This is a genomic window from Pseudomonas sp. V98_8, assembly GCF_029967975.1.
Taxonomy (GTDB): Bacteria; Pseudomonadota; Gammaproteobacteria; order Pseudomonadales; family Pseudomonadaceae; genus Aquipseudomonas; species Aquipseudomonas umsongensis.
This window is the reverse complement of the sequence record NZ_JASCAE010000006.1, coordinates 191,702-214,213: the sequence shown is the minus strand read 5'-3', so window position 1 is coordinate 214,213 and position 22,512 is coordinate 191,702. Positions and strand designations below refer to the sequence as shown.

The 22,512-nt window shown below is 59.5% G+C and carries 23 protein-coding genes; 13 read left to right on the top strand and 10 right to left on the bottom strand.

The window, feature by feature from the left end:
- The first annotated feature begins 132 nt into the window (after positions 1 to 132).
- Positions 133 to 1,164: a 23S rRNA (adenine(1618)-N(6))-methyltransferase RlmF gene (rlmF, locus tag QLG10_RS06605; protein WP_282486290.1), complete on the top strand. Its 1,032-nt coding sequence runs from the start codon at positions 133 to 135 to the stop codon at positions 1,162 to 1,164.
- 62 nt (positions 1,165 to 1,226) lie between these two features.
- Here the strand turns inward: rlmF and QLG10_RS06600 are convergent, their stop codons facing one another.
- Positions 1,227 to 1,508, bottom strand: a complete 282-nt coding sequence (locus QLG10_RS06600) for an HU family DNA-binding protein (RefSeq protein ID WP_007905514.1) — start codon at positions 1,506 to 1,508, stop codon at positions 1,227 to 1,229.
- A gap of 395 nt (positions 1,509 to 1,903) precedes the next feature.
- Here QLG10_RS06600 and yejK point away from each other — a divergent pair, with 395 nt between their 5' ends.
- Both yejK and QLG10_RS06590 read left to right on the top strand, forming a co-directional pair.
- Positions 1,904 to 2,908, top strand: a complete 1,005-nt coding sequence (yejK, locus tag QLG10_RS06595) for a nucleoid-associated protein YejK (RefSeq protein ID WP_020799836.1) — start codon at positions 1,904 to 1,906, stop codon at positions 2,906 to 2,908.
- Positions 2,908 to 3,258 carry a glutaredoxin family protein gene (locus tag QLG10_RS06590; RefSeq protein ID WP_248679796.1) on the top strand — a complete coding sequence of 117 codons (351 nt, stop codon included), beginning with the start codon at positions 2,908 to 2,910 and terminating at the stop codon, positions 3,256 to 3,258. The genes yejK and QLG10_RS06590 overlap by 1 nt, the downstream gene beginning before the upstream one ends.
- Positions 3,259 to 3,350: 92 nt before the next feature.
- On the opposite strand, the gene QLG10_RS06585 is transcribed toward QLG10_RS06590, so the two are convergent.
- From QLG10_RS06585 to QLG10_RS06550, 8 genes are all read right to left on the bottom strand, one after another.
- Positions 3,351 to 4,286, bottom strand: coding sequence for a glutathione S-transferase family protein (locus tag QLG10_RS06585; RefSeq protein ID WP_282486281.1), 936 nt, complete (start codon positions 4,284 to 4,286; stop codon positions 3,351 to 3,353).
- A gap of 88 nt (positions 4,287 to 4,374) precedes the next feature.
- Positions 4,375 to 4,686, bottom strand: coding sequence for a GIY-YIG nuclease family protein (locus QLG10_RS06580; RefSeq protein WP_110752762.1), 312 nt, complete (start codon positions 4,684 to 4,686; stop codon positions 4,375 to 4,377).
- A 40-nt stretch (positions 4,687 to 4,726) separates the two neighbouring features.
- Complete coding sequence (locus QLG10_RS06575; protein ID WP_033043298.1) at positions 4,727 to 5,197, bottom strand: nuclear transport factor 2 family protein; 471 nt, start codon at positions 5,195 to 5,197, stop codon at positions 4,727 to 4,729.
- A gap of 100 nt (positions 5,198 to 5,297) precedes the next feature.
- Positions 5,298 to 6,605 carry a CynX/NimT family MFS transporter gene (locus QLG10_RS06570; RefSeq protein WP_110752760.1) on the bottom strand — a complete coding sequence of 436 codons (1,308 nt, stop codon included), beginning with the start codon at positions 6,603 to 6,605 and terminating at the stop codon, positions 5,298 to 5,300.
- Positions 6,595 to 7,254, bottom strand: coding sequence for a FadR/GntR family transcriptional regulator (locus tag QLG10_RS06565; protein WP_110752758.1), 660 nt, complete (start codon positions 7,252 to 7,254; stop codon positions 6,595 to 6,597). The genes QLG10_RS06570 and QLG10_RS06565 overlap by 11 nt, the downstream gene beginning before the upstream one ends.
- Before the next feature lie 168 nt (positions 7,255 to 7,422).
- Positions 7,423 to 7,764 carry a Grx4 family monothiol glutaredoxin gene (grxD, locus tag QLG10_RS06560; protein ID WP_007938922.1) on the bottom strand — a complete coding sequence of 114 codons (342 nt, stop codon included), beginning with the start codon at positions 7,762 to 7,764 and terminating at the stop codon, positions 7,423 to 7,425.
- A 97-nt stretch (positions 7,765 to 7,861) separates the two neighbouring features.
- A complete protein-coding gene (locus tag QLG10_RS06555) occupies positions 7,862 to 9,967 on the bottom strand; it encodes a molybdopterin oxidoreductase family protein (RefSeq protein WP_282486274.1) in 2,106 nt (701 codons plus the stop codon).
- Between the two features lie 134 nt (positions 9,968 to 10,101).
- The gene (locus QLG10_RS06550; protein ID WP_110752754.1) at positions 10,102 to 10,392 is read right to left on the bottom strand and encodes a hypothetical protein; all 291 of its coding nucleotides are present in this window, start codon (positions 10,390 to 10,392) and stop codon (positions 10,102 to 10,104) included.
- A gap of 405 nt (positions 10,393 to 10,797) precedes the next feature.
- On the opposite strand from QLG10_RS06550, the gene argF reads away from it, so the two are divergent.
- Both argF and QLG10_RS06540 read left to right on the top strand, forming a co-directional pair.
- Positions 10,798 to 11,718, top strand: coding sequence for an ornithine carbamoyltransferase (gene argF / locus QLG10_RS06545; protein ID WP_282486272.1), 921 nt, complete (start codon positions 10,798 to 10,800; stop codon positions 11,716 to 11,718).
- The gene (locus tag QLG10_RS06540) at positions 11,715 to 12,824 is read left to right on the top strand and encodes an ABC transporter ATP-binding protein (protein WP_110752750.1); all 1,110 of its coding nucleotides are present in this window, start codon (positions 11,715 to 11,717) and stop codon (positions 12,822 to 12,824) included. The genes argF and QLG10_RS06540 overlap by 4 nt, the downstream gene beginning before the upstream one ends.
- A gap of 99 nt (positions 12,825 to 12,923) precedes the next feature.
- On the opposite strand, the gene ybaK is transcribed toward QLG10_RS06540, so the two are convergent.
- Complete coding sequence (ybaK, locus tag QLG10_RS06535) at positions 12,924 to 13,394, bottom strand: Cys-tRNA(Pro) deacylase (protein ID WP_110752748.1); 471 nt, start codon at positions 13,392 to 13,394, stop codon at positions 12,924 to 12,926.
- A gap of 346 nt (positions 13,395 to 13,740) precedes the next feature.
- On the opposite strand from ybaK, the gene QLG10_RS06530 reads away from it, so the two are divergent.
- From QLG10_RS06530 to QLG10_RS06495, 8 genes are all read left to right on the top strand, one after another.
- Positions 13,741 to 14,592: an MIP/aquaporin family protein gene (locus tag QLG10_RS06530; RefSeq protein ID WP_110752746.1), complete on the top strand. Its 852-nt coding sequence runs from the start codon at positions 13,741 to 13,743 to the stop codon at positions 14,590 to 14,592.
- A gap of 76 nt (positions 14,593 to 14,668) precedes the next feature.
- Positions 14,669 to 16,174 carry a glycerol kinase GlpK gene (glpK, locus tag QLG10_RS06525; RefSeq protein ID WP_020799855.1) on the top strand — a complete coding sequence of 502 codons (1,506 nt, stop codon included), beginning with the start codon at positions 14,669 to 14,671 and terminating at the stop codon, positions 16,172 to 16,174.
- Between the two features lie 95 nt (positions 16,175 to 16,269).
- Positions 16,270 to 17,025, top strand: coding sequence for a DeoR/GlpR family transcriptional regulator (locus QLG10_RS06520; protein WP_095193067.1), 756 nt, complete (start codon positions 16,270 to 16,272; stop codon positions 17,023 to 17,025).
- Between the two features lie 318 nt (positions 17,026 to 17,343).
- Complete coding sequence (gene glpD, locus QLG10_RS06515; protein ID WP_110752744.1) at positions 17,344 to 18,882, top strand: glycerol-3-phosphate dehydrogenase; 1,539 nt, start codon at positions 17,344 to 17,346, stop codon at positions 18,880 to 18,882.
- Positions 18,883 to 19,223: 341 nt separating this feature from the next.
- Complete coding sequence (locus tag QLG10_RS06510; RefSeq protein ID WP_020800741.1) at positions 19,224 to 20,138, top strand: glutamate/aspartate ABC transporter substrate-binding protein; 915 nt, start codon at positions 19,224 to 19,226, stop codon at positions 20,136 to 20,138.
- Positions 20,139 to 20,326: 188 nt separating this feature from the next.
- A complete protein-coding gene (locus tag QLG10_RS06505) occupies positions 20,327 to 21,073 on the top strand; it encodes an amino acid ABC transporter permease (protein WP_020800742.1) in 747 nt (248 codons plus the stop codon).
- Entirely contained in the window at positions 21,073 to 21,744 is a 672-nt protein-coding gene (locus QLG10_RS06500; protein WP_020800743.1) for an ABC transporter permease subunit, read from the top strand. Before QLG10_RS06505 ends, QLG10_RS06500 begins: the two co-directional genes overlap by 1 nt.
- Positions 21,741 to 22,475, top strand: a complete 735-nt coding sequence (locus QLG10_RS06495; RefSeq protein WP_110752742.1) for an amino acid ABC transporter ATP-binding protein — start codon at positions 21,741 to 21,743, stop codon at positions 22,473 to 22,475. Before QLG10_RS06500 ends, QLG10_RS06495 begins: the two co-directional genes overlap by 4 nt.
- The last annotated feature ends 37 nt before the right edge of the window (positions 22,476 to 22,512 follow it).

The window sequence follows — 22,512 nt, the reverse complement described above, 5'->3', positions numbered from 1 at the left end:
CTTTTGATCTTGCTTTTAAAAAACAAGATCAAAAGATCGCAGCCTGCGGCAGCTCCTACAGGGGCGCACCGATTACGGTTGGATGTGGGACAATAGCCGCCACTTTTAGCCATACCCGAATCGATCACACCCATGACCGCCCCCCGTACACCCAAACCTGCGCGTAAAAAGCCCGAACCCGTGACCCCGGCCAAAGCCGTGGAGCCGCGCGAAAAGGCCAGCTTGCATCCGCGTAACCGCCACCAGGGTCGTTACGACTTCCCGGCGCTGATCAAGACCACGCCGGAACTGGCGAAGTTCGTGATCATCAACCCCTACGGCAAGGAAAGCATCGACTTCGCCAGCCCGGACGCGGTGCGGGTGTTCAACCGGGCGCTGCTGAAGTCGTTCTACGGCATCGCCCACTGGGACATTCCGGCCGACTATCTGTGTCCACCCGTTCCGGGGCGTGCGGACTACGTGCACTTCCTCGCCGACCTGCTGGCCAGCGGCAATGATGGCGAGATTCCCCGAGGCGCCGCGGTCAAGGTGCTGGACGTGGGCATGGGCGCCAACTGCGTGTATCCATTGATCGGTCATAGCGACTACCGCTGGCGGTTCCTCGGCTCGGAAATCGACGCCACCGCCATCGCCGCCGCCAGGGCCATCATCCAGTCCAACGGTTTGAACAAGGCCATCCAGATTCGCCAGCAGGGCAACCGCAAGCATATTTTGCTGGGTCTGCTGGAGAGCGCCGAACGGTTTGACCTGACGATGTGCAACCCGCCCTTCCACGCCTCGCTGGAGGAAGCCACCCGAGGCAGCAGCCGTAAATGGCGCGCGTTGGGCAAGGCCGATCCGAAACGCAAACTGCCAGTGTTGAATTTTGGCGGTCAGGCGGCGGAATTGTGGTGCGAGGGCGGTGAAGCGCGATTCGTCACCCAACTGATCAGCGAGAGCGCGCAGGTGGGTCAGCAGGTGTTGTGGTTCAGCACCCTGGTATCGAAAGCCTCGAACCTGCCGGCAATCCAGACCGCATTGAAAAAAGCCGGGGCATTGCAAAGCCAGGTGGTGGAAATGTCCCAAGGCCAGAAACAAAGCCGCTTTGTGGCCTGGACGTTCCAGACCCCAGCGCAACAACAAGCCTGGCGTCAGACGCGCTGGGCGAGACCTGCAGCGCAATAATCTGCGGACACAAAAAAACCGTGCCCGGATCACTCCGGCGCACGGTTTTTTTTTAACAAGTCTTACTTGTTAACAGCGTCGGTCAGGCCTTTAGCCACAACCAGCTTGATCACTTTCTTGGCAGCGATTTCGATGGCGGCGCCGGTCGAAGGGTTACGGCCAGTACGGGCAGGACGCTCAGTCACTTTCAGTTTGCCGATACCTGGCAGAGTGATTTCGCCGCCGTTTTCCAGCTGATCGGCAACGATTTGGCCCAGTTGGTCCAGAGCGTTACGCGCGGTGGTTTTCGGCGCGTCGATAGCTTCAGCGATGTCGGCGATCAGTTGGTCTTTAGTAAGAGCCATGTAGTGTTCCTTCCCTATCAAATTCATATGGATTGCAGAGTGCAGTGTCAGCCATCGAGCCCGATCTTTTGGATCCGGCACCCTCGGCCAAATAACCACGGGATCGGGGTTATAGATTCCGAAATCAGGGTTTGGTTCGACCTGACAAATGCTGAATGCACGCTTAACGCAGTGACTACGCGTAAGACCGCGCAAAACTAGCACAGAGGCGGGGAAATATCCGCCTCTAGCTACCCAATTGGTCAGCTTTATTGCTCTAAATCGGCAAAAAAACCCATAAGCACCACCGGTCGCCCCGCAATTGCCGTTCGCACCGCGCCAAAACCAGTGGTTGCGGTACACTGGGCGCTTTTTCGGGGAGCACGCCCTCCCGTCTTCAATCAGCCGAGAAGCCCATGCCGATCCGTCATTGCATCGTCCACCTGATCGACAAAAAACCCGACGGCACACCTGCAGTTCTGCACGCTCGAGACTCCGAGTTGGCCGAGTCCAGCGCCATCGAGAACATGCTTGCCGACCTCAACGAAAGTTATAACGCCAAACAAGGCAAGGCCTGGGGTTTCTTCCATGCCGAATCCGGGGCGCATCCGTTCAGCGGCTGGCTGAAGGAGTACTTCGATGGCGGCAAAGACTTCACCGCCTTCAGCCGCGTGGCGGTGGAACACCTGCAAAAACTCATGGAAGAGTCCAACCTCTCGGTCGGCGGCCACGTCCTGTTCGCCCACTATCAACAAGGCATGACCGATTACCTGGCGATCGCCCTGCTGCACCACAGTGAAGGCGTCGCGGTGACCGAACAACTGGACGTGACCCCCTCCCGTCACCTGGACCTGGGCCAGTTGCACCTGGCGGCGCGCATAAACGTGTCGGAGTGGCAGAACAACAAGCAGTCCAAACAGTACATTTCGTTCATCAAAGGCAAGAATGGCAAAAAGGTTTCGGAGTATTTCCGTGACTTCATCGGTTGCCAGGAAGGCGTTGACGGCCCCGGCGAAACCCGCACCCTGCTCAAGGCCTTCAGTGACTTCGTCGAAAGCGAAGACCTGCCCGAAGACGACGCGCGCGAGAAAACCAAGACCCTCGTGGATTACGCCAGCAGCCAGGCCAAGCTCGGCGAACCGATGGGCCTGGAAGAGTTATCGGAACTGATCGACGAAGACCGCCCGAAAGCCTTCTACGACCATATCCGCAACAAGGACTACGGCCTGTCGCCAGAAATCCCGGCTGATAAACGCACCCTGAACCAGTTCCGCCGCTTCACCGGCCGCGCCGAAGGCCTGTCCATCAGTTTCGAAGCGCACCTGCTGGGTTCGAAGATCGAGTACGACGAAGAAGCCGGCACGCTGATCATCAAGGGACTGCCAACGTCGCTCACCGATCAGCTCAAGCGCCGCAACTGATGCTTGGCAGCGTATTGAAGAAATGCCTGCTGATCCTGTTGGTGGTCGTGATCTATCAGCATTGGGGCAAGATCGAGCGGGTGTTCAACCCGTCGCAAGTAGTGCCCGAGCAGACCCAGGCCAAGGCCAACGTCGTGCTTTACGCCACCGAGTGGTGCGGCTACTGCAAACTGACCCGGCGCTTTCTCGATCAGAAAGGCATTCCCTACAAGGAATTCGATATCGAGAAGGATGACGAAGCGCGCAAGGATTACCAGGCGCTGGGCGGCGGCGGAATTCCGATCATCGATGTCAACGGGACGTTGATTCGCGGGTATGACCCGGATGCGATTCTTGCGGCGTTGAAATGATTTAAAGATCAAAAGATCGCAGCCTGCGGCAGCTCCTACAGGGTGTACATCGATCCCCTGCAGGAGCTGCCGCAGGCTGCGATCTTTCGCTTTTAGCAGGCCCCGATGCGAAACCCGAACCGCGGAAAATGCACATGCACCCAACCGTCGCGCTCGTCTTTACGACGCAGAATCAATTCCTCGCGACCGGCGAACAGCAGCTCCCCCGCTACTGGATCAACGCCATAGTCAGTCGCGGCAATCACCACCTGCTGACCGGCCTGGAACCCGTTCGGATCGGCAAACTGCTCGTCCGGCAGATCAGCCGGCGTGGCATTGCGCGCCACCTCCAGAGCCTCTTCAGACGTCATCTCGCTCGGCGCACCGTGACCGAAACCGAGCACCCGCGCCAACCAGGCCGACACCGCCGGATAGCTATCCACACAGGGTGAGGTCACGGCGGTTGCCTTGAGGAACCACAGGGGATGAGCCATTGCGAAGTCGGCAATCGACGGCTCGCCAAACAGATAATCGCCCTCCTCGCGCTGCAGCTGCTGCTCCAGGCGCGCCATGATCGTCGGCCATTGGTGTTTGGCCTGCTCAGTAGACAAGCGTATAGCACTGCCACCGCTGAACAACGCGGCGCGGTCGGCGATGAATGCCTTGATCGCTTCCGGCGGCATATTGCCAAAGCGCACGGCTACCGATTCCGGCTGAAACACCAGGCTGACTGCATGCTGGAACACCACCGAATCGGCCCACGCGGCAAAGGAGGCCGCGATCATTTCCTGGCCTTCGGGGAAGAACGCCGGCAAGGCCTTTTCCTGCTCCAGGCGCCGGGCAATCAACGAAGTGTCGCAATAAATATCGGCACCCACCTGCAACACCGGGGTTTTGCGATAGCCTCCGGTCAGGGCCGTCAGGTCAGGCTTTGGCATCACCGGCGAAATGTTCACCGAGCGCCAGGACAGCCCCTTGAAGCCCAGCAGCAAGCGGGCCTTTTCAGAAAAAGGGGAGGTCGGGTAATGATGAAGAATCAACTCGGACATGCTCGGCTCCGCCGCACGGGTAAGGAATCCGCAGCTTAGCGCGCAATCCATAAGCATCACACCGATATGCCTGATGGGAACTTATCAGTCAGATTGATAAGCCGGCAGCAAAGCTCGCCACCAGGCATTCCTTGGCGCTTTTCCTGAGTTTCTTGATCAGCCGTTCCTGGCGCAACGCTTCGCTTTTATCGCGGCAGCGTTCGGTATAGACCAGCGCCACGGCAGGGCTGGAGAGAAAGAAGCGCGCGCCCTTGCCACTTTGGTGAGTGGCAAAGCGGCGTACCGGATCGTCGCTGATCCCGCAGTAGAGCGCACCATTGGCCGCGCGCACGAGGTAGACGAACCAGGGTTTGCTCACCGGTGCATTGGCGTCGAGAGGATTTTCGCTGAGGGTGGTCACGGCACAATCAAAACTTGAAAGGAAACAAGCCGCGATCTTATCAGCGACTGGCCTGCCATGCCTTCAGCCCCTTCAGGGCCTGTGCCCGAACGGCGTTCCTTACCAATGGCGTCCAGCCCAGGATCAGGCCTTTGAAACCCAATGCCTGGCGCGACCAGGCCCACAGATCAAAACGGTCGTGGTGTTCGCAGATCTTGCCGTCACGGAAGACGAATCGAGCCTGGATGTCGTTGACCACGGTGTTGCCGGTCTGGCTGAACAGGTACGTCGCGACCCAATGCGCGGCGCCCGTGTGCTCATCGGCGTGAACGCTATCGAAGGTCAGGGAGAAATCCCTGGCCCGGGTCGTGAGCATGCGCCACATGTCGCCAGCATCGCGCCCCCGAAGTTCGCCAAACGCCGGATCACTGAACACCACGTCATCGGTATAGCAGGCGCTCATGGCCTCGGCGTCCAGCCGCTGGAAGGCTTGGTAGAACTGGGTGATCAATGCGCGATGGGCATCACTCATGGGCAGGCTCCGTACGAATAAAGGATTGCCTGCAAGATAGTCTGCAAAGCCGCCGAACACTATCGGCATTCGCAAGGCGAATACCGACAGTGCGCAAGGGTCAAACCCTTTCGCTTTCGACTTGGACGTAAAGTGCCCGCCCGGCACCAAGGCCGGCAATGATCGCACCCAGGCCGATCACCCCGAAGATCCAACCCACAGCGCTCCAGCCGCCGGTCCAGTCGTGCACGATGCCGACCGCGAACGGTCCCATGGACGCCAGGGTGTAACCGAACCCTTGGGCCATGCTCGACAGGTTCGCCGCCACGTGGGAATCGCGCGAGCGCAATACGATCAGGGTCAATGCCAGGCTGAACGTGGCGCCCTGCCCCAGCCCCAGCACAATCGCCCACCCCCACAAGCCTTCGATCGGGGCGTACAGGCAACCGAACAAACCTGCCAGGGTCAGCGCCATGACGATCACGATCGCCAGGCGCTGGTCCTTGCCACGCGTCGCCAGCCATGGCGCGGCGAGGGAGCTGACCAATTGAACGATCACCGACCCCGACAGCACCAGGCCGGCCTGGGTTGCGCTCAGGCCACGACCGATCAGGATCGACGGCAACCAGCCGAACACGATGTAGGCCAACGACGATTGCAGGCCCATGTACAAGGTGACTTGCCAGGCCAACGGGTCGCGCAGCAATCCTCGCACGCGATAGGCAACGTTATGCGCGCCGTGTTTCTGCCCGGTTTGTGGCAGCCAGAAAATCGCCGCGATCAAGGCTGGAATCACCCAGAACCCGAGGCCCAGGCTCCAGCTTTTGTCGAAGTGTTCGCTCAACGGCACCGTGGCGCCTGCGGCCATGGCCGCCCCCAGGCACAGGGCCATGGTGTAGACACCGGTCATGGTCCCGGCGTGTTTAGCAAAGTCGCGCTTGACGATGCCCGGCAGCAACACGCCGATCACGCCGATGCTGGCACCTGCCAGCACACTGCCGGCAAACAGACCGATTTCGCCGAAGGCACTGCGCAGGATGATCCCTCCCGCCAGCGTCAGGAGAATGCCCAACACCACACGTTCAGCGCCGAAGCGGCGCGCCAGCACCGGTGCCAGCGGAGCGAACAACCCGAGGCACAGCACCGGTAGCGTGGTCAGCAAACCGGCTTGGGCCGCCGACAGGCCGAGGCTTTTCGACACCTCACTCAGCAGCGGCGCCATGCTCGACAGCGCCGGACGCAGATTCAAAGCCACCAGGATCAGGCCCAGCAGCAACAACCACGGACGCCGCAGAATTGGCTGGGTTTGCTGGACCTGCTCGTCATCGGCCTCGGCGTCGATCAGCAGCTCTTCCAGCTCTGCCGTGCGCTTGGGTGAAGTGACATCGGTGTGCTGGCTGGACATGGCGTTCTCGGTTTCAAGGTTCATTGATCAACTGCCTCGACAGGGCTTTGGCCCGCTCCGGGTCGCGTTGCTCCACGGCATCAAGCAGTTCGACGTGCAGGTCGAACACCTCCTGGCGTCGGGGAGTGATGTTCAGGCAGTGGCGCAATTGTTCGCCGACAACGCTGGAGAAATAGCGATACAGCTCACTGAGTGTCGGGTTGTGCGCGGCGTCCACCAGGCGCCGGTGGAACACCAGGTCACAGGCGATATAGGTGTCGAGATCGCCGTGATAATGGCTACCGCTGACGCCCAGTGCCTCGCGCAAGGCCACCAGGTCTTCATCGGTGCGGCGCATGGCGGCCAGGCCAATGGCCTCGACTTCCAGGATGTGCCGGGTCTCGCGGGCCTGTTCGAGTGAGCAGCGGGACAACGCCTTTAGGGTGTCCAGCGGATCGACCACCGCGCGCAGGTAACTGCCGTCACCCTGACGGATCTCGATCAACCCGGAAAACGCCAGCACGCGCATGGCTTCGCGCACCGTATTGCGGCTGATGCCCAGCTCTGCGGACAACTCGGGCTCGGTGGGCAAACGCTGGCCGACCGCCCAGACGCCCTGGTTGATGCGCAAGCGCAACTGCTCCAGTGCCTGATCGACCAGGGAGCGCTTGATTAACGGAGAGGTATCTGACATTGGATTCATCCTTTCATCCAATCATAGGATGAATTTTTTGACATCTTAGTCAGCTTCATCCCAAAGGACAACCTCCTACAGGTATTGCGCTATCCATGTTTCCCAATCCGGAACCAAAAAAAAGGCCCTTCACGGTTTGCCGTGAAGGGCCTTTTTGATGCCCGTGTATCAGGCTTCGGTCTTGGCTGCTGCTGCTTTGGCAGCGGCGTCCTTGATCAGCGCCTGCAACGAACCATCAGCGGACATTTCAGTCATGATGTCGCTACCGCCAACCAGCTCGCCAGCTACCCACAGTTGCGGGAAAGTTGGCCAGTTGGCGTATTTAGGCAGGTTGGCGCGGATTTCCGGGTTCTGCAGGATATCCACGTACGCAAATTTTTCGCCACACGCCATCACGGCCTGCGCGGCTTTCGCGGAGAAGCCGCACTGCGGGGCATTCGGCGAGCCTTTCATGTAAAGCAGAATGGTGTTGTTGGCAATCTGCTCTTTAATCGTTTCGATGATATCCATGGAGCACCTCGGCTGAACTTTCCGACTCATGGGTCGGCACGGTGGCGCATTGTAACGGAAAGCCGAGCGCCCTGCTCGGTCTCTCCGTCAGATGCGATCAGGCCGCTACCACGGTCACTGGTACACCGTTCAACGCCGCATTACCCGACAACTCGTCGAGCTGACACTCGTCGGTCAGGTCATTGGCGCTGGAACCCGGCTGACCACTGGCGATGCTCATTTGCACACCTGGCCGGGCATGGCCCCAACCATGTGGAAGGCTGACCACACCTTTCATCATATCCAGGCTGGCCAACACTTCCACTTCGATCACCCCGACCCGCGAGCTGACCCGCACCTTCTGCCCGTCGCTTAACTTGCGACTCGCCAGATCATCCGGATGCATCAACAACTGATGACGCGGCTTGCCCTTCACCAGACGGTGATAATTGTGCATCCATGAGTTATTGCTGCGCACATGTCGCCGGCCGATCATCAACAACTCATCGCTGGTCGGCGCCTGCAATGTCGCGAAACGCGCCAGGTCGGCGAGGATCGCGGCGGGGGCAGCCTGGACTCGTTGATTGGCGGTTTTCAGGCGTGGCGCCAAGTTGGGTTTCAGTGCGCCCAGGTCAACGCCATGGGGATGATCGAACAGGGTTGCCAGGGACAGATTGTGCGGCGACGCGTCGCCGTACAGTCCCATGCGCAAACCGCGGTCGATCATCTGCGCCGGGGCGATGGTGGGCTTCAACTCCTTGCCGGTCTTGGCTGCAAACGCCTGGGCCAACCCGACGAAAATCTCCCAGTCGTGCAACGCACCCTCGGGCTTGGGCAGGATGGCGCGGTTGAAGCGGCTGACGTTGCGCACCGCAAACATATTGAAGGTGGTGTCGTAATGATCGTTTTCCAGCGCAGAAGTAGACGGCAGGATCAGGTCGGCATAACGCGTGGTTTCATTGATGTACAAGTCGACACTGACCATGAACTCCAGGCCGTCCAGCGCCTGCTCGAGCTGGCGTCCATTGGGCGTGGACAGCACCGGGTTGCCCGCCACGGTGATCAATGCACGGACCTGCCCTTCGCCTTCGGTGAGCATCTCTTCGGCCAGCGCCGAGACCGGCAGTTCGCCGCCATACTCGGGGCGCCCGGACACCCGGCTCTGCCATAAATTGAAGTGTCCGCCCGACGTCGAGGCCACCAGGTCCACCGCCGGTTCCGTGCACAAGGCACCGCCGACGCGGTCGAGGTTGCCGGTAACCAGGTTGATCAACTGCACCAGCCAATGGCACAGGGTGCCGAATGCCTGGGTCGAGACGCCCATGCGGCCGTAGCAAACCGCCGTGGGTGCGGCGGCAAAATCCCGTGCCAATTGGCGGATCTGCTCCGCCGGCACCGCACACAATGGGCTCATGACGTCGGCGCTGAAGCCGGCCACGGCTTCGCGCACCTGGTCCAGACCGTCCACTGGCAAATGACTGTCGCGGGTCAGGCCTTCGGCGAACAGGGTATGCAGCAGACCGAACAGCAGCGCCGCATCGCCACCGGGACGCACGAACAGATGCTGGTCGGCGATTGCCGCCGTTTCGCTGCGACGCGGATCGACCACCACGACCTTGCCGCCTCGGGCCTGGATCGCCTTCAAGCGTTTTTCCACGTCGGGCACGGTCATGATGCTGCCGTTGGAGGCCAGCGGGTTGCCGCCCAGGATCAACATGAAGTCGGTGTGGTCGACGTCCGGTATCGGCAACAGCAAACCGTGGCCATACATCAAGTGACTGGTCAGGTGATGGGGCAACTGGTCGACCGACGTCGCGGAATACCGGTTACGGGTTTTCAGCAAGCCAAGGAAGTAATTGCTGTGGGTCATCAGCCCATAGTTGTGCACGCTGGGGTTGCCTTGATAGACCGCCACCGCGTTCTGCCCGTGGCGCTCCTGAATCGCGGCCAGGCGTTCGGCGACCAGGTTGAAGGCGTCGTCCCATTCGATGGGTTGCCACTCGCTGCCCACCCGTCGCATTGGCTGATGCAGGCGATCCGGATCGTTCTGTATGTCTTGCAGGGCAACCGCTTTGGGGCAGATGTGCCCACGGCTGAAGCTGTCCTGGGGGTCGCCCTTGATCGAGGTGATCTGCAGGTTGCCATCGAGCTCGGTGGTTTCGATGGTCAGTCCGCAAATGGCTTCACACAAATGGCACGCACGGTGATGGAGAGTCTTGGTCATGGCCAGTCTCTGTCTTGTTCGGGGCGGGCAATAACGACCGCGGAAACAAAACTATGGTGCCTGCCCCTCCAGCGCGCCAGCGACGTTCATCTTGTGAATCGGTGGTTATCAGGCCTGCCGATAACCGCGGGCCATCAGCTCGAAGGCAACCTCGGCGGCGTGTGCAACTGGATTTCCTGGAGGGTTTCGACCGGCGCTTGGGCTGCGTGCACACCGGTCAGCTCGCCAATCAGGCGCCAGTGTTCGTCAAGCCCGGCACTGATGGTGACCATGCGATCGATCATGCGCCGTCCTGCGTCACGTGTGACCTGGTCGTCGCTGCGCAGCAGTTCGAAAGACATCGATGTCATGGAGGCGGTCAGGTGAGTCAGGCAGCGTGCCGTGAGGCCGAGCAATTCCATAAGCTGTTGTTCTTTCGATTCCATCGCTGAGCTTCCTGCGTCACTCGTGAATTAGTTATAACCCAGCACTTTGCATTCGCAAGTATTTCAGATCGGCTGTGCCCGGCACCAAGGCCACGAACCACCGGCCGAAAACCGACTGTCTGTTCGCCATCCCCGCCCCTCTGGATTGCCAAGTTCCAAGGCCCCGGTGTACAAATGCCTGGCTGCTGTCAGGAAACAGGCTTCAAAAGCGCTATTGCGGTCCACCGATAGCCCCTCTGAAATCCCCTAAAACCGTAGCCCTATTGGTAAGACGCGACATTTAATTATAAGATCGCGCCTTCCCCTATTTCGTCGCCCCGTGCGGCTTACGCCGCAGGTCTCGCCCGTTGTTCCGTTAAACAAGGCTTTGAGCATCTGCGGTTTGTAGCAAAAAGGTAGTCAATGATGAGCGCAAGGCACTTTCTCTCCCTGATGGATTGCACGCCCCAAGAGCTGGTCAGCGTGATCCGTCGAGGCGTTGAGCTCAAAGACCTGCGTAACCGCGGTGTACTGTTCGAGCCTTTGAAAAACCGCGTGCTCGGGATGATTTTCGAAAAGTCCTCGACCCGCACCCGAATTTCGTTCGAAGCCGGCATGATCCAGCTCGGTGGCCAGGCGATCTTCCTGTCGCCACGCGACACCCAATTGGGCCGTGGCGAGCCGATCGGCGACTGCGCGATCGTCATGTCGAGCATGCTCGATGCCGTGATGATCCGCACCTTTGCCCACAGCAACCTGACCGAATTCGCCGCCAATTCCCGTGTGCCGGTGATCAACGGCCTGTCCGACGACCTGCACCCGTGCCAGTTGCTGGCCGACATGCAGACGTTCCTCGAGCACCGTGGCTCCATCCAGGGCAGGACCGTTGCCTGGATCGGTGACGGCAACAACATGTGCAACAGTTATATAGAAGCGGCGATCCAGTTCGACTTCCAGTTGCGCGTCGCCTGCCCGGAAGGTTACGAACCCAATCCCGAATTCGTGGCCAAGGCCGGCGATCGGGTGACCATCGTTCGTGATCCCCAGGACGCCGTGCGCGGTGCGCATCTGGTGAGCACTGACGTCTGGACCTCCATGGGCCAGGAAGAAGAAACTGCCAAGCGCCTGCAGCTGTTTGCTCCGTACCAGGTCAACCGTGCCCTGCTCGACCTGGCCGCCCCGGACGTACTGTTCATGCATTGCTTGCCGGCTCACCGCGGCGAAGAGATCAGCCTCGACCTGCTCGACGACCCGCGCTCAGTGGCATGGGACCAGGCTGAAAACCGGCTTCATGCACAAAAGGCGCTGCTCGAGTTTCTAGTCGAAGCGGCGTACCACCACGCATGAGCCAGCCATTACTGCTCAACCTGCGCAACCTCGCCTGCGGCTATCAAGACCAGCGCGTGGTGCAAAACCTCAACCTGCATTTGAACGCCGGTGATATCGGTTGCCTGCTGGGCTCTTCGGGCTGCGGCAAGACCACCACCCTGCGCGCCATTGCCGGCTTCGAACCGGTGCACGAAGGTGACATCCAGCTGGCTGGCGAGACCATCTCCAGCGCCGGTTTCACACTCGCACCCGAGAAACGTCGCATCGGCATGGTGTTCCAGGACTACGCCCTGTTTCCGCATTTGAGCGTGGCTGACAACATCGCCTTCGGCATTCGCAAACATCCGAACAAGGATCGCGTCACCGAAGAGTTGCTCGAACTGGTCAACCTGAAAAACCTCGGCAAGCGTTACCCCCACGAGCTCTCCGGCGGCCAGCAGCAACGGGTCGCCCTGGCTCGCGCCCTGGCGCCAGAACCGCAATTGCTGCTGCTGGACGAACCGTTCTCCAACCTCGACGGAGAATTGCGCCGCAAACTCAGCCACGAGGTGCGCGACATCCTCAAGGCCCGTGGCACCAGCGCGATCCTGGTGACCCACGACCAGGAAGAGGCCTTCGCGGTCAGCGATCACGTCGGCGTGTTCAAGGAAGGCCGGCTTGAGCAATGGGATACGCCCTACAACCTCTATCACGAACCACTGACACCCTATGTGGCCAGCTTCATCGGCCAGGGTTACTTCATTCGCGGCCAGCTGAGCAGCCCGGAGTCGGTGCAGACGGAACTCGGTGAATTGCGCGGCAACCGCGCCTACACCTGGCCGGTCGGCGGTGCGGTAGATGTATTGCTGCGTCCGGACGATATCGTCTATGCGCCAGACAGTGCATTGAAGGCGCGGATCGTCGGCAAGTCTTTCCAGGGGGCCTCGACGCTTTACCGCCTGCAAATGCTGACCGGCGCACAACTGGAATCGATCTTCCCGAGCCATGTCGATCATCAGATCGGCGCAGAAGTCGGCATTCGTGTGGCGGCGGAACATCTGGTGCTGTTCCAGGCCTCCGGCAGCATGGCGGCGCAAATTCCGACCGTTGATTCAGGCGTGCGGCGCCACAGCACCGCGCACTGATCAACAGCAAAAGATCGCAGCCTGCGGCAGCTCCTACATTGGAATGCGCTCCCTGTAGGAGCTGCCGCAGGCTGCGATCTTTTCGTTTTCAACCCAAGTTCAAGCTCGGCCTATATCGGCGAATGTTGCCTGGGTGTGCTCCGCCAGCACTGCCGGTGCCAGTTCGACCTCCAACCCCCGCCGTCCCGCGCTGACAAAAATGCTCGCCAACGGCTGGGCCGAATTGTCGATAAAGGTCCGCAAGCGCTTCTTCTGTCCCAGCGGGCTGATACCGCCCAGCAGATAACCGGTGGAGCGTTGCGCCGCCGCAGGGTCGGCCATTTCGACCTTCTTCACCTTGGCCGCATGGGCCAGGCCCTTCAAGTCCAGGCTTCCGCCGACGGGCACCACCGCAACCAGCAATTCGCCTTTCTCACTGGCCGCCAGCAAGGTCTTGAACACTTGCGCCGGGTCCAGTCCGAGCTTCTCCGCAGCTTCCAACCCATAGGAAGCAGCCTTCGGGTCATGTTCATAACTGTGCACACGGTGTTCGGCGCGAACCTTTTTCAGCAAATCCAATGCGGGTGTCATGACAGCTCCAGACTGGGTGGCGGTAGAAAATCCTGGGCCGGATTCTAAGACATTGACCCACAAAAGGCTCTATCGCGGCGCTGCCTTAAAAAAGCCCATGTGATTCGCACACTCACCGACGCGATCATTCACAGAACTAATAGATTATTTGTGACCAATGGTTCACTTTCGACCTTTGACATCAGCGTTTCTTGTCTATATTTTTTCGTTTCTGAAACTGTATGAAATGTCTTACCGCAGTGCCCAGCTGTAAAACGGGAACAGGATGGGGATCCTGCCTCAATGAAAAACGCGCTTCGACCATGATGAAATGAAAGCGCCAGACAAGAAAAAAAATGAGGTTTCAATGACAACTGCTTTACAACAACCGTCGCTGTCGAGCCAATGCATGGCCGAGTTCCTGGGGACTGCGCTGCTGATCTTCTTTGGTACGGGCTGCGTTGCCGCGCTCAAGGTCGCGGGTGCCAGCTTTGGCCTCTGGGAAATCAGCATTATCTGGGGTGTCGGGGTGAGCATGGCGATCTACCTGACCGCCGGGGTGTCCGGCGCTCACCTGAACCCTGCCGTCAGTATCGCACTGAGCATTTTTGCCGACTTCGAAAAGCGCAAACTGCCTTTCTACATCGTCGCCCAGGTGGCTGGCGCCTTTTGCGGCGCATTACTGGTGTACACGCTATACAGCAATCTATTCTTCGATTTCGAACAAACTCACCAAATGGTTCGCGGCAGTGCGGCCAGCCTCGAATTGGCGTCGGTGTTCTCCACCTTCCCCAATCCAAGCTTGTCCACGGCCCAGGCGTTCCTCGTCGAAGTGATCATCACCGCCATCCTGATGGGCGTGATCATGTCGCTGACCGATGATAACAATGGCCTGCCCAACGGCCCGCTGGCGCCGATACTGATCGGCCTGCTGATTGCGGTGATTGGCAGTTCCATGGGCCCGCTGACCGGTTTTGCGATGAACCCGGCACGCGACTTCGGTCCTAAACTGATGACATTCTTCGCTGGCTGGGGTGAAATTTCCTTCACTGGCGGACGCGATATCCCGTACTTCCTGATTCCGGTTTTTGCGCCGATTGTCGGTGCCTGCCTGGGTGCTGCCGCCTACCGCGGCTTGATCGCCCGTCACTTGCCTGGCGCCGCGCCTGCTACACAGGGTGCAACACCGGCCATTGACGGCAAGCCCAGAATTTCCTGATAGCGTTGGCGCGCGAAACCTGCCCGTTTGCTCGCGCGCCAGACCTCACTTCCCTTTTTCGTCCAAGGCAATCGACATGACCGACACTCAGAACAAGAATTACATCATTGCCCTCGATCAGGGTACGACCAGCTCGCGCGCGATCATTTTCGACCGTGACGCCAACGTGGTCTGCACCGCACAGCGCGAGTTCGCGCAGCATTATCCGCAAGCCGGCTGGGTCGAACACGATCCGATGGAAATCTTCGCCACCCAAAGCGCAGTGATGGTCGAGGCCTTGGCGCAAGCTGGCCTGCATCACGATCAGGTCGCAGCCATCGGCATCACCAACCAGCGTGAAACCACGGTGGTCTGGGACAAGAATACCGGTCGCCCGATCTACAACGCGATCGTCTGGCAATGTCGACGCAGCACCGAAATCTGCCAACAGCTCAAGCGCGATGGCCATGAGCAATACATCAGCGAAACCACGGGACTGGTTACCGACCCGTACTTTTCCGGCACCAAGCTCAAGTGGATTCTCGACAACGTCGAGGGTAGCCGCGAGCGCGCGCGCAACGGTGAGCTGCTGTTCGGCACTGTCGACAGCTGGCTGATCTGGAAATTTACCGGCGGCAAGGTGCACGTCACCGACTACACCAACGCCTCGCGCACGATGCTCTTCAACATCCATACCCTGGAGTGGGATGCGAAGATGCTCGAGTTGCTGGACATCCCCCGGGAAATGTTGCCGCAGGTGAAGTCCTCTTCGGAAATTTACGGTCACACCAAAAGCGGCATCGCCATCGGTGGTATCGCTGGCGACCAGCAGGCCGCCCTGTTCGGGCAGATGTGCGTCGAATCCGGCCAAGCGAAAAACACCTACGGCACCGGTTGCTTCCTGCTGATGAACACCGGTGACAAAGCCGTGAAATCCAACCACGGCATGCTCACCACCATCGCGTGCGGCCCACGCGGCGAAGTCGCCTATGCGCTGGAAGGGGCGGTATTCAACGGCGGCTCCACCGTCCAGTGGCTGCGCGATGAGTTGAAGGTCATCAACGACGCCCACGACACCGAATACTTCGCCAACAAGGTCAAGGACAGCAACGGCGTGTACCTGGTACCCGCCTTCACCGGCCTCGGCGCGCCGTACTGGGACCCTTACGCCCGTGGGGCGCTGTTCGGCCTGACCCGTGGCGTGCGCGTCGATCACATCATTCGCGCCGCGCTGGAATCGATTGCCTATCAGACCCGCGACGTCCTCGACGCCATGCAGCAGGATGCCGGCGAACGCCTCAAGGCCCTGCGCGTTGACGGCGGTGCAGTGGCGAACAACTTCCTGATGCAGTTCCAGGCCGACATTCTCGGCACCCAGGTCGAGCGTCCGCAGATGCGCGAAACCACGGCATTGGGCGCCGCTTACCTGGCGGGACTGGCCTGTGGCTTCTGGGGCAGCCTGGACGAGTTGCGCGGCAAGGCTGTGATCGAGCGCCAGTTCGAACCGACCCTGGATGAAGCAGCGAAGGAAAAACTCTACGCCGGCTGGAAAAAAGCCGTCAGCCGCACACGCGATTGGGAGCCTCACGAAGGGGCTGAATAAGCCAGGCTGAAGGCTCGTATCGGGATGTAACTGGTAGGGAGCAGATTCCTGCGGCATCATGGGCAAATTTTGCACGGCAGCCCAAAGGACGCCCCATGAATCTGCCTCCCCGTCAGCAGCAAATCCTCGAACTGGTTCGCGAACGCGGTTATGTGAGCATCGAGGAAATGGCCACGCTGTTCGTTGTTACCCCGCAGACCATCCGCCGCGATATCAATCAGCTGGCGGAAGCCAATCTATTGCGCCGCTACCATGGTGGCGCAGCTTACGATTCCAGTGTTGAAAACACTGCCTACGCCATGCGCGCCGATCAAATGCGCGACGAGAAACAGCGCATCGGCGAAGCCATTGCCGCACAGATCCCCGATCACGCTTCGCTGTTCATCAATATCGGTACGACCACTGAGTCGATTGCCCGCGCCCTGCTCAATCACAGTCACCTGAAAATCATCACCAATAACCTGCACGTGGCCTCGATGCTCAGCGCCAAGGACGACTTCGACGTCCTGCTGACCGGAGGCAATGTGCGGCGTGACGGCGGCGTGGTCGGCCAGGCCAGCGTCGACTTCATCAACCAGTTCAAGGTCGACTTTGCCCTGGTCGGCATCAGTGGCATCGATGAAGATGGCAGCCTGCTGGATTTCGATTATCAGGAAGTGCGGGTATCCCAGGCGATCATCGCCAACGCGCGCAAAGTGATTCTCGCCGCCGACTCCAGCAAATTCGGGCGCAACGCCATGATCCGCCTGGGGCCCATCAGCCTGATCGATTGCCTGGTGACCGACCAGCAGCCGGTGCCGGCGCTGACGCAGTTGTTGAATCAACACAAGATTCGCCTCGAAGTCGTTTAACCCCTGCGCCTGTGGTGAGGGGATTTATCCCCGCTCGGCTGCATAGCAGTCGCAAATCCTTCGCACCCGGTGTACCAGGTACACCGTGGGTGCAGGCTTCAGGGCCGCTGCGCAGCCCAACGGGGATAAATCCCCTCGCCACAAGCCCTCGCCTGTCTTATTAAAATGTTCGAATATTTTCCTTTAACCGTCCTTCGATGAGTTTTTTCAATCGAAGTCGACTGGCTGTGCGCGTCTTTATGGGCTAAGATTTTCGCAAATGAACATTAATGTTCGAATTCAAATACAGAAAATCAAAGAATCCCGAGGCCTTAGCCGATGCCCACTTCTCTTTCACCTACGCCACCTCTCGCCGAGGTCTACGATATCGCCGTCATCGGTGGCGGAATCAACGGCGCAGGGATCGCGGCAGACGCCGCGGGCCGCGGGCTCTCGGTGTTCCTTTGCGAAAAGGATGACCTGGCCAGCCACACCTCATCGGCCAGCAGCAAGCTGATCCACGGCGGCCTGCGTTACCTTGAACATTACGAATTCCGCCTGGTGCGCGAAGCCCTGGCCGAGCGCGAAGTGCTGCTGGCCAAGGCCCCGCACATCGTCAAGCCAATGCGCTTTGTACTCCCGCATCGCCCGCACCTGCGCCCGGCCTGGATGATCCGCGCCGGCCTGTTCCTTTATGACAACCTGGGTAAACGGGAAAAGCTGGCCGGTTCCAAAAGCCTGAAGTTCGGCCCCGACAGCGCGCTGAAAAGTGAAATCACCAAAGGTTTCGAGTATTCCGACTGCTGGGTCGACGATGCCCGACTGGTGGTATTGAACGCCATGGCCGCCCGGGAAAAAGGCGCCCACGTCCACACCCAGACCCGCTGCGTCAGCGCGCGTCGCACCAAGGGCTTATGGCACCTGCACCTTGAACGCGCCGATGGCAGCTTGTTTTCGATCAGTGCCAAGGCGCTGGTGAACGCAGCCGGTCCTTGGGTCGCCAAGTTCATTCGTGACGACCTGAAAATGGAATCGCCCTACGGCATTCGCCTGATCCAGGGCAGCCACCTGATCGTGCCGAAGCTCTATGAAGGCGATCACGCGCACATCTTGCAAAACGAAGATCAGCGCATCGTCTTCACCATTCCATACCTCAATCACTTCACCCTGATCGGCACCACCGACCGCGAGTACACCGGTGATCCGGCAAAAGTGGCGATTACCGAGGCCGAAACCGATTACCTGCTGCAAGTGGTCAACGCCCACTTCAAAAAACAGATCGGCCGTGGCGATATCCTGCACAGCTACTCCGGCGTTCGTCCGCTGTGCAACGACGAGTCCGACAACCCATCGGCTGTCACCCGCGACTACACCCTGGCGCTGTCGGGCAGTGGCGAGGAAGCGCCCCTGCTGTCGGTATTTGGCGGCAAACTGACCACCTACCGCAAGCTGGCCGAATCGGCACTGGCGCAACTGGCGTCGTACTTCCCGCACATCTTGCCAAGCTGGACCGCCAACGCCACCCTGCCGGGCGGCGAGGACATGAGCACGCCACAGGCGCTGAGCGCGCAGATCCGTGACAAGTTCGACTGGATCCCCAGCGAAATCTCGCGCCGTTGGGCCACCACCTACGGCAGTCGGACCTGGCGCATGCTCGAAGGCGTACAGAACCTCAATGACATGGGCGAACACATCGGCGGCGGTCTCTACACCCGCGAAGTCGATTACCTGTGCAGCGAAGAGTGGGCAACCAGCGCCCACGACATTCTGTGGCGACGCAGCAAGCTCGGCTTGTTCACCACCCCCGAGCAACAGCAAAGGCTCGCCGATTACTTGAGCAAGGTCGAGCAGAACCGCAGCAAGATTGAAGCAGCCTGACGGATTGCTTGAATAAAGCAGCAGATCAAAGATCGCAGCCTGCGGCAGCTCCTACAGAGCGAGTTGCCGCAGGTTGCGATCTTTTTGCATTCGGTTTTCCGAACGCGACTGGGCGGTCGATTCGGTTAACCGGATTTCCTTTAACTAAAAAAACCTCAATAAATATTTAATCTCCTTATAAATCAATGTATTGAGCCATCGAGCCTGGCCTGGCACGAGTCATGCTCTACACTCTTGGACGAATGCTTGTTGTACCGACGCTCCAGGAGCCGTCAGGCATTCGAAGCACAAAAGGGCCGACGAACTGGCTCCATAAAAAAAACAATGTCGAGGAAAATTTGATGCGCATCGTTCCCCATATCCTGGGCGCAGCCATTGCTGCCGCTCTGATCAGCACGCCAGTTTTCGCCGCCGAACTCACCGGCACCCTGAAGAAGATCAAAGAGTCCGGTGTCATCACCCTCGGGCATCGTGACGCCTCCATTCCTTTCTCCTACATTGCGGACGCTTCCGGCAAACCGGTCGGCTACTCCCACGACATCCAGCTGAAAGTCGTCGAAGCCCTGAAAAAAGAACTGGATCTGCCGAACCTGCAGGTCAAATACAACCTCGTCACCTCGCAAACCCGAATTCCGCTGGTACAGAACGGCACCGTGGACCTGGAGTGCGGTTCGACCACCAACAACGTCGAACGCCAGCAACAAGTCGACTTCTCCGTCGGCATCTTCGAAATCGGTACCCGCCTGCTGTCCAAGGCAGACTCCAAGTACAAGGATTTCCCGGACCTGGCCGGCAAGAACGTCGTGACCACCGCCGGCACCACGTCCGAGCGCATCCTCAAGGCGATGAACGCCGACAAGCAGATGGGCATGAACGTCATCTCCGCCAAAGACCACGGCGAGTCCTTCCAGATGCTGGAAACCGGTCGCGCCGTTGCGTTCATGATGGACGACGCCCTGCTGGCCGGTGAAGCGGCCAAGGCCAAGAAAGCCAGCGACTGGGCCGTGACCGGTACGCCACAGTCCTACGAAATCTACGGCTGCATGGTGCGCAAAGGCGACGAGCCGTTCAAAAAAGCCGTGGATGACGCCATCAAGGCCACCTACGCGTCGGGCGAGATCAACAAGATCTACGAGAAATGGTTCATGCAGCCAATCCCGCCAAAAGGCCTGAACCTGAACTTCCCGATGAGCGACGAGCTCAAGGCCCTGATCGCCAATCCGACCGACAAAGCGGCTGACGACAAGAAATCCTGATTTCTGACTAACCTTATCTCCTGAGAGGGCCACTGCCCTCTCGGGAGGTTGTCACTCCCTGCTGGCATTTCTGGAAACACTCGAACTGGTGGCTGTCGAGCCGGTGGCGTGTGCCCGAGCATCACGTTCGGGCGGGAACGGAGCTTCCCCCAAGCGGGTACATCGATTGATCTCAAGGGGAGACCCTAATGAATTACAACTGGGACTGGGGCGTGTTCTTCAAGTCCACTGGCGTTGGCAGCGAGACCTATCTCGACTGGTACATCGCCGGCCTGGGCTGGACCATCGGCATCGCCATCGCGGCCTGGATCATTGCCCTGACACTGGGTTCGATCCTGGGCGTCATGCGCACCGTGCCGAACCGCATCGTATCGGGCATCGCCACCTGCTACGTCGAACTCTTCCGTAACGTGCCGCTGCTGGTTCAGCTGTTCATCTGGTACTTCCTGGTACCCGACCTGCTGCCTGCCGACCTGCAAGAGTGGTACAAGCAGGACCTGAACCCGACCACCTCGGCCTTCCTCAGCGTTGTCGTGTGCCTGGGCCTGTTCACCACCGCTCGCGTTTGCGAACAGGTGCGCACCGGTATCCAGGCGCTGCCCCGCGGCCAGGAATCGGCTGCCCGCGCCATGGGCTTCAAGTTGCCGCAGATCTACTGGAACGTACTGCTGCCCCAGGCGTATCGGATCATCATTCCACCGCTCACCTCGGAATTCCTCAACGTATTCAAGAACACCTCCGTGGCCTCGCTGATCGGTTTGATGGAGCTGCTGGCGCAAACCAAACAGACTGCCGAGTTTTCCGCGAACCTGTTCGAAGCCTTCACCCTGGCCACGCTGATCTACTTCACCCTGAACATGAGCCTGATGTTGCTGATGCGCCTGGTCGAGAAGAAAGTCGCCGTACCGGGCCTGATTTCCGTAGGGGGTAAATGATGGAATTCGACTTCTCGGGCATCATCCCGTCCCTGCCTGGCCTGTGGAACGGCATGGTCATGACCCTCAAGCTGATGGCCATGGGCGTAATCGGCGGGATCATCCTCGGCACCATCCTGGCGCTGTGCCGTCTGTCGCACAACAAATTGCTGTCCAACCTGGCCGGCGCGTACGTCAACTATTTCCGCTCGATTCCGTTGCTGCTGGTGATCACCTGGTTCTACCTGGCGGTGCCGTTCGTGCTCCGCTGGATCACTGGCGAAGACACGCCGATCGGTGCGTTCACCTCCTGCATCGTGGCATTCATGATGTTCGAAGCGGCGTACTTCTGCGAAATCGTACGCGCAGGCGTGCAGTCGATTCCCAAGGGCCAGATGGGGGCTGCAAAGGCGCTGGGCATGACTTACGGCCAGATGATGCGCCTGATCATCCTGCCGCAGGCGTTCCGCAAGATGACCCCGCTGTTGCTGCAGCAGAGCATCATCCTGTTCCAGGACACCTCGCTGGTATACGCCGTCGGCCTGGTGGACTTCCTCAATGCCTCGCGTGCCAGTGGCGACATCATTGGCCGCTCCAATGAGTTCCTGATCTTCGCAGGTCTCGTGTACTTCATCATCAGCTTTTCCGCCTCGCTGCTGGTCAAGCGTCTGCAAAAAAGGTTCGCCGTATGATCTCTATCAAAAACATCAACAAGTGGTATGGGGACTTCCAGGTGCTGACTGATTGCAGCACCGAGGTCAAGAAAGGCGAAGTGATCGTGGTGTGCGGGCCATCCGGTTCCGGCAAGTCGACCCTGATCAAGTGCGTCAATGCCCTGGAGCCGTTCCAGAAAGGCGACATCGTGGTCGACGGCACGTCCATCGCCGACCCGAAGACCAACCTGCCGAAACTGCGTTCGCGGGTGGGCATGGTGTTCCAGCATTTCGAACTGTTTCCGCACTTGACCATCACCGAGAACCTGACCATCGCGCAGATCAAGGTGTTGGGCCGTAGCAAGGAAGAGGCCACCAAGAAAGGCCTGCAACTGCTGGAGCGTGTTGGCCTCTCGGCTCACGCCCACAAGCACCCGGGACAGTTGTCCGGTGGTCAGCAGCAGCGCGTGGCGATTGCCCGCGCGCTGGCGATGGACCCGATCGTCATGCTGTTCGACGAACCGACCTCGGCGCTGGACCCGGAAATGGTCAACGAAGTGCTGGATGTGATGGTGCAACTGGCCCATGAAGGCATGACCATGATGTGCGTGACCCACGAAATGGGCTTTGCCCGCAAAGTGGCCGACCGGGTGATTTTCATGGACCAGGGCAAGATCATCGAAGACTGCAGGAAAGAGGAGTTCTTCGGCGATATCAGCCACCGCGCCGAGCGTACGCAGCACTTCCTCAACAAGATCCTGCAACATTAACAGCAACACGGCCGCCCCTCTGTAGGAGCGAGCATGC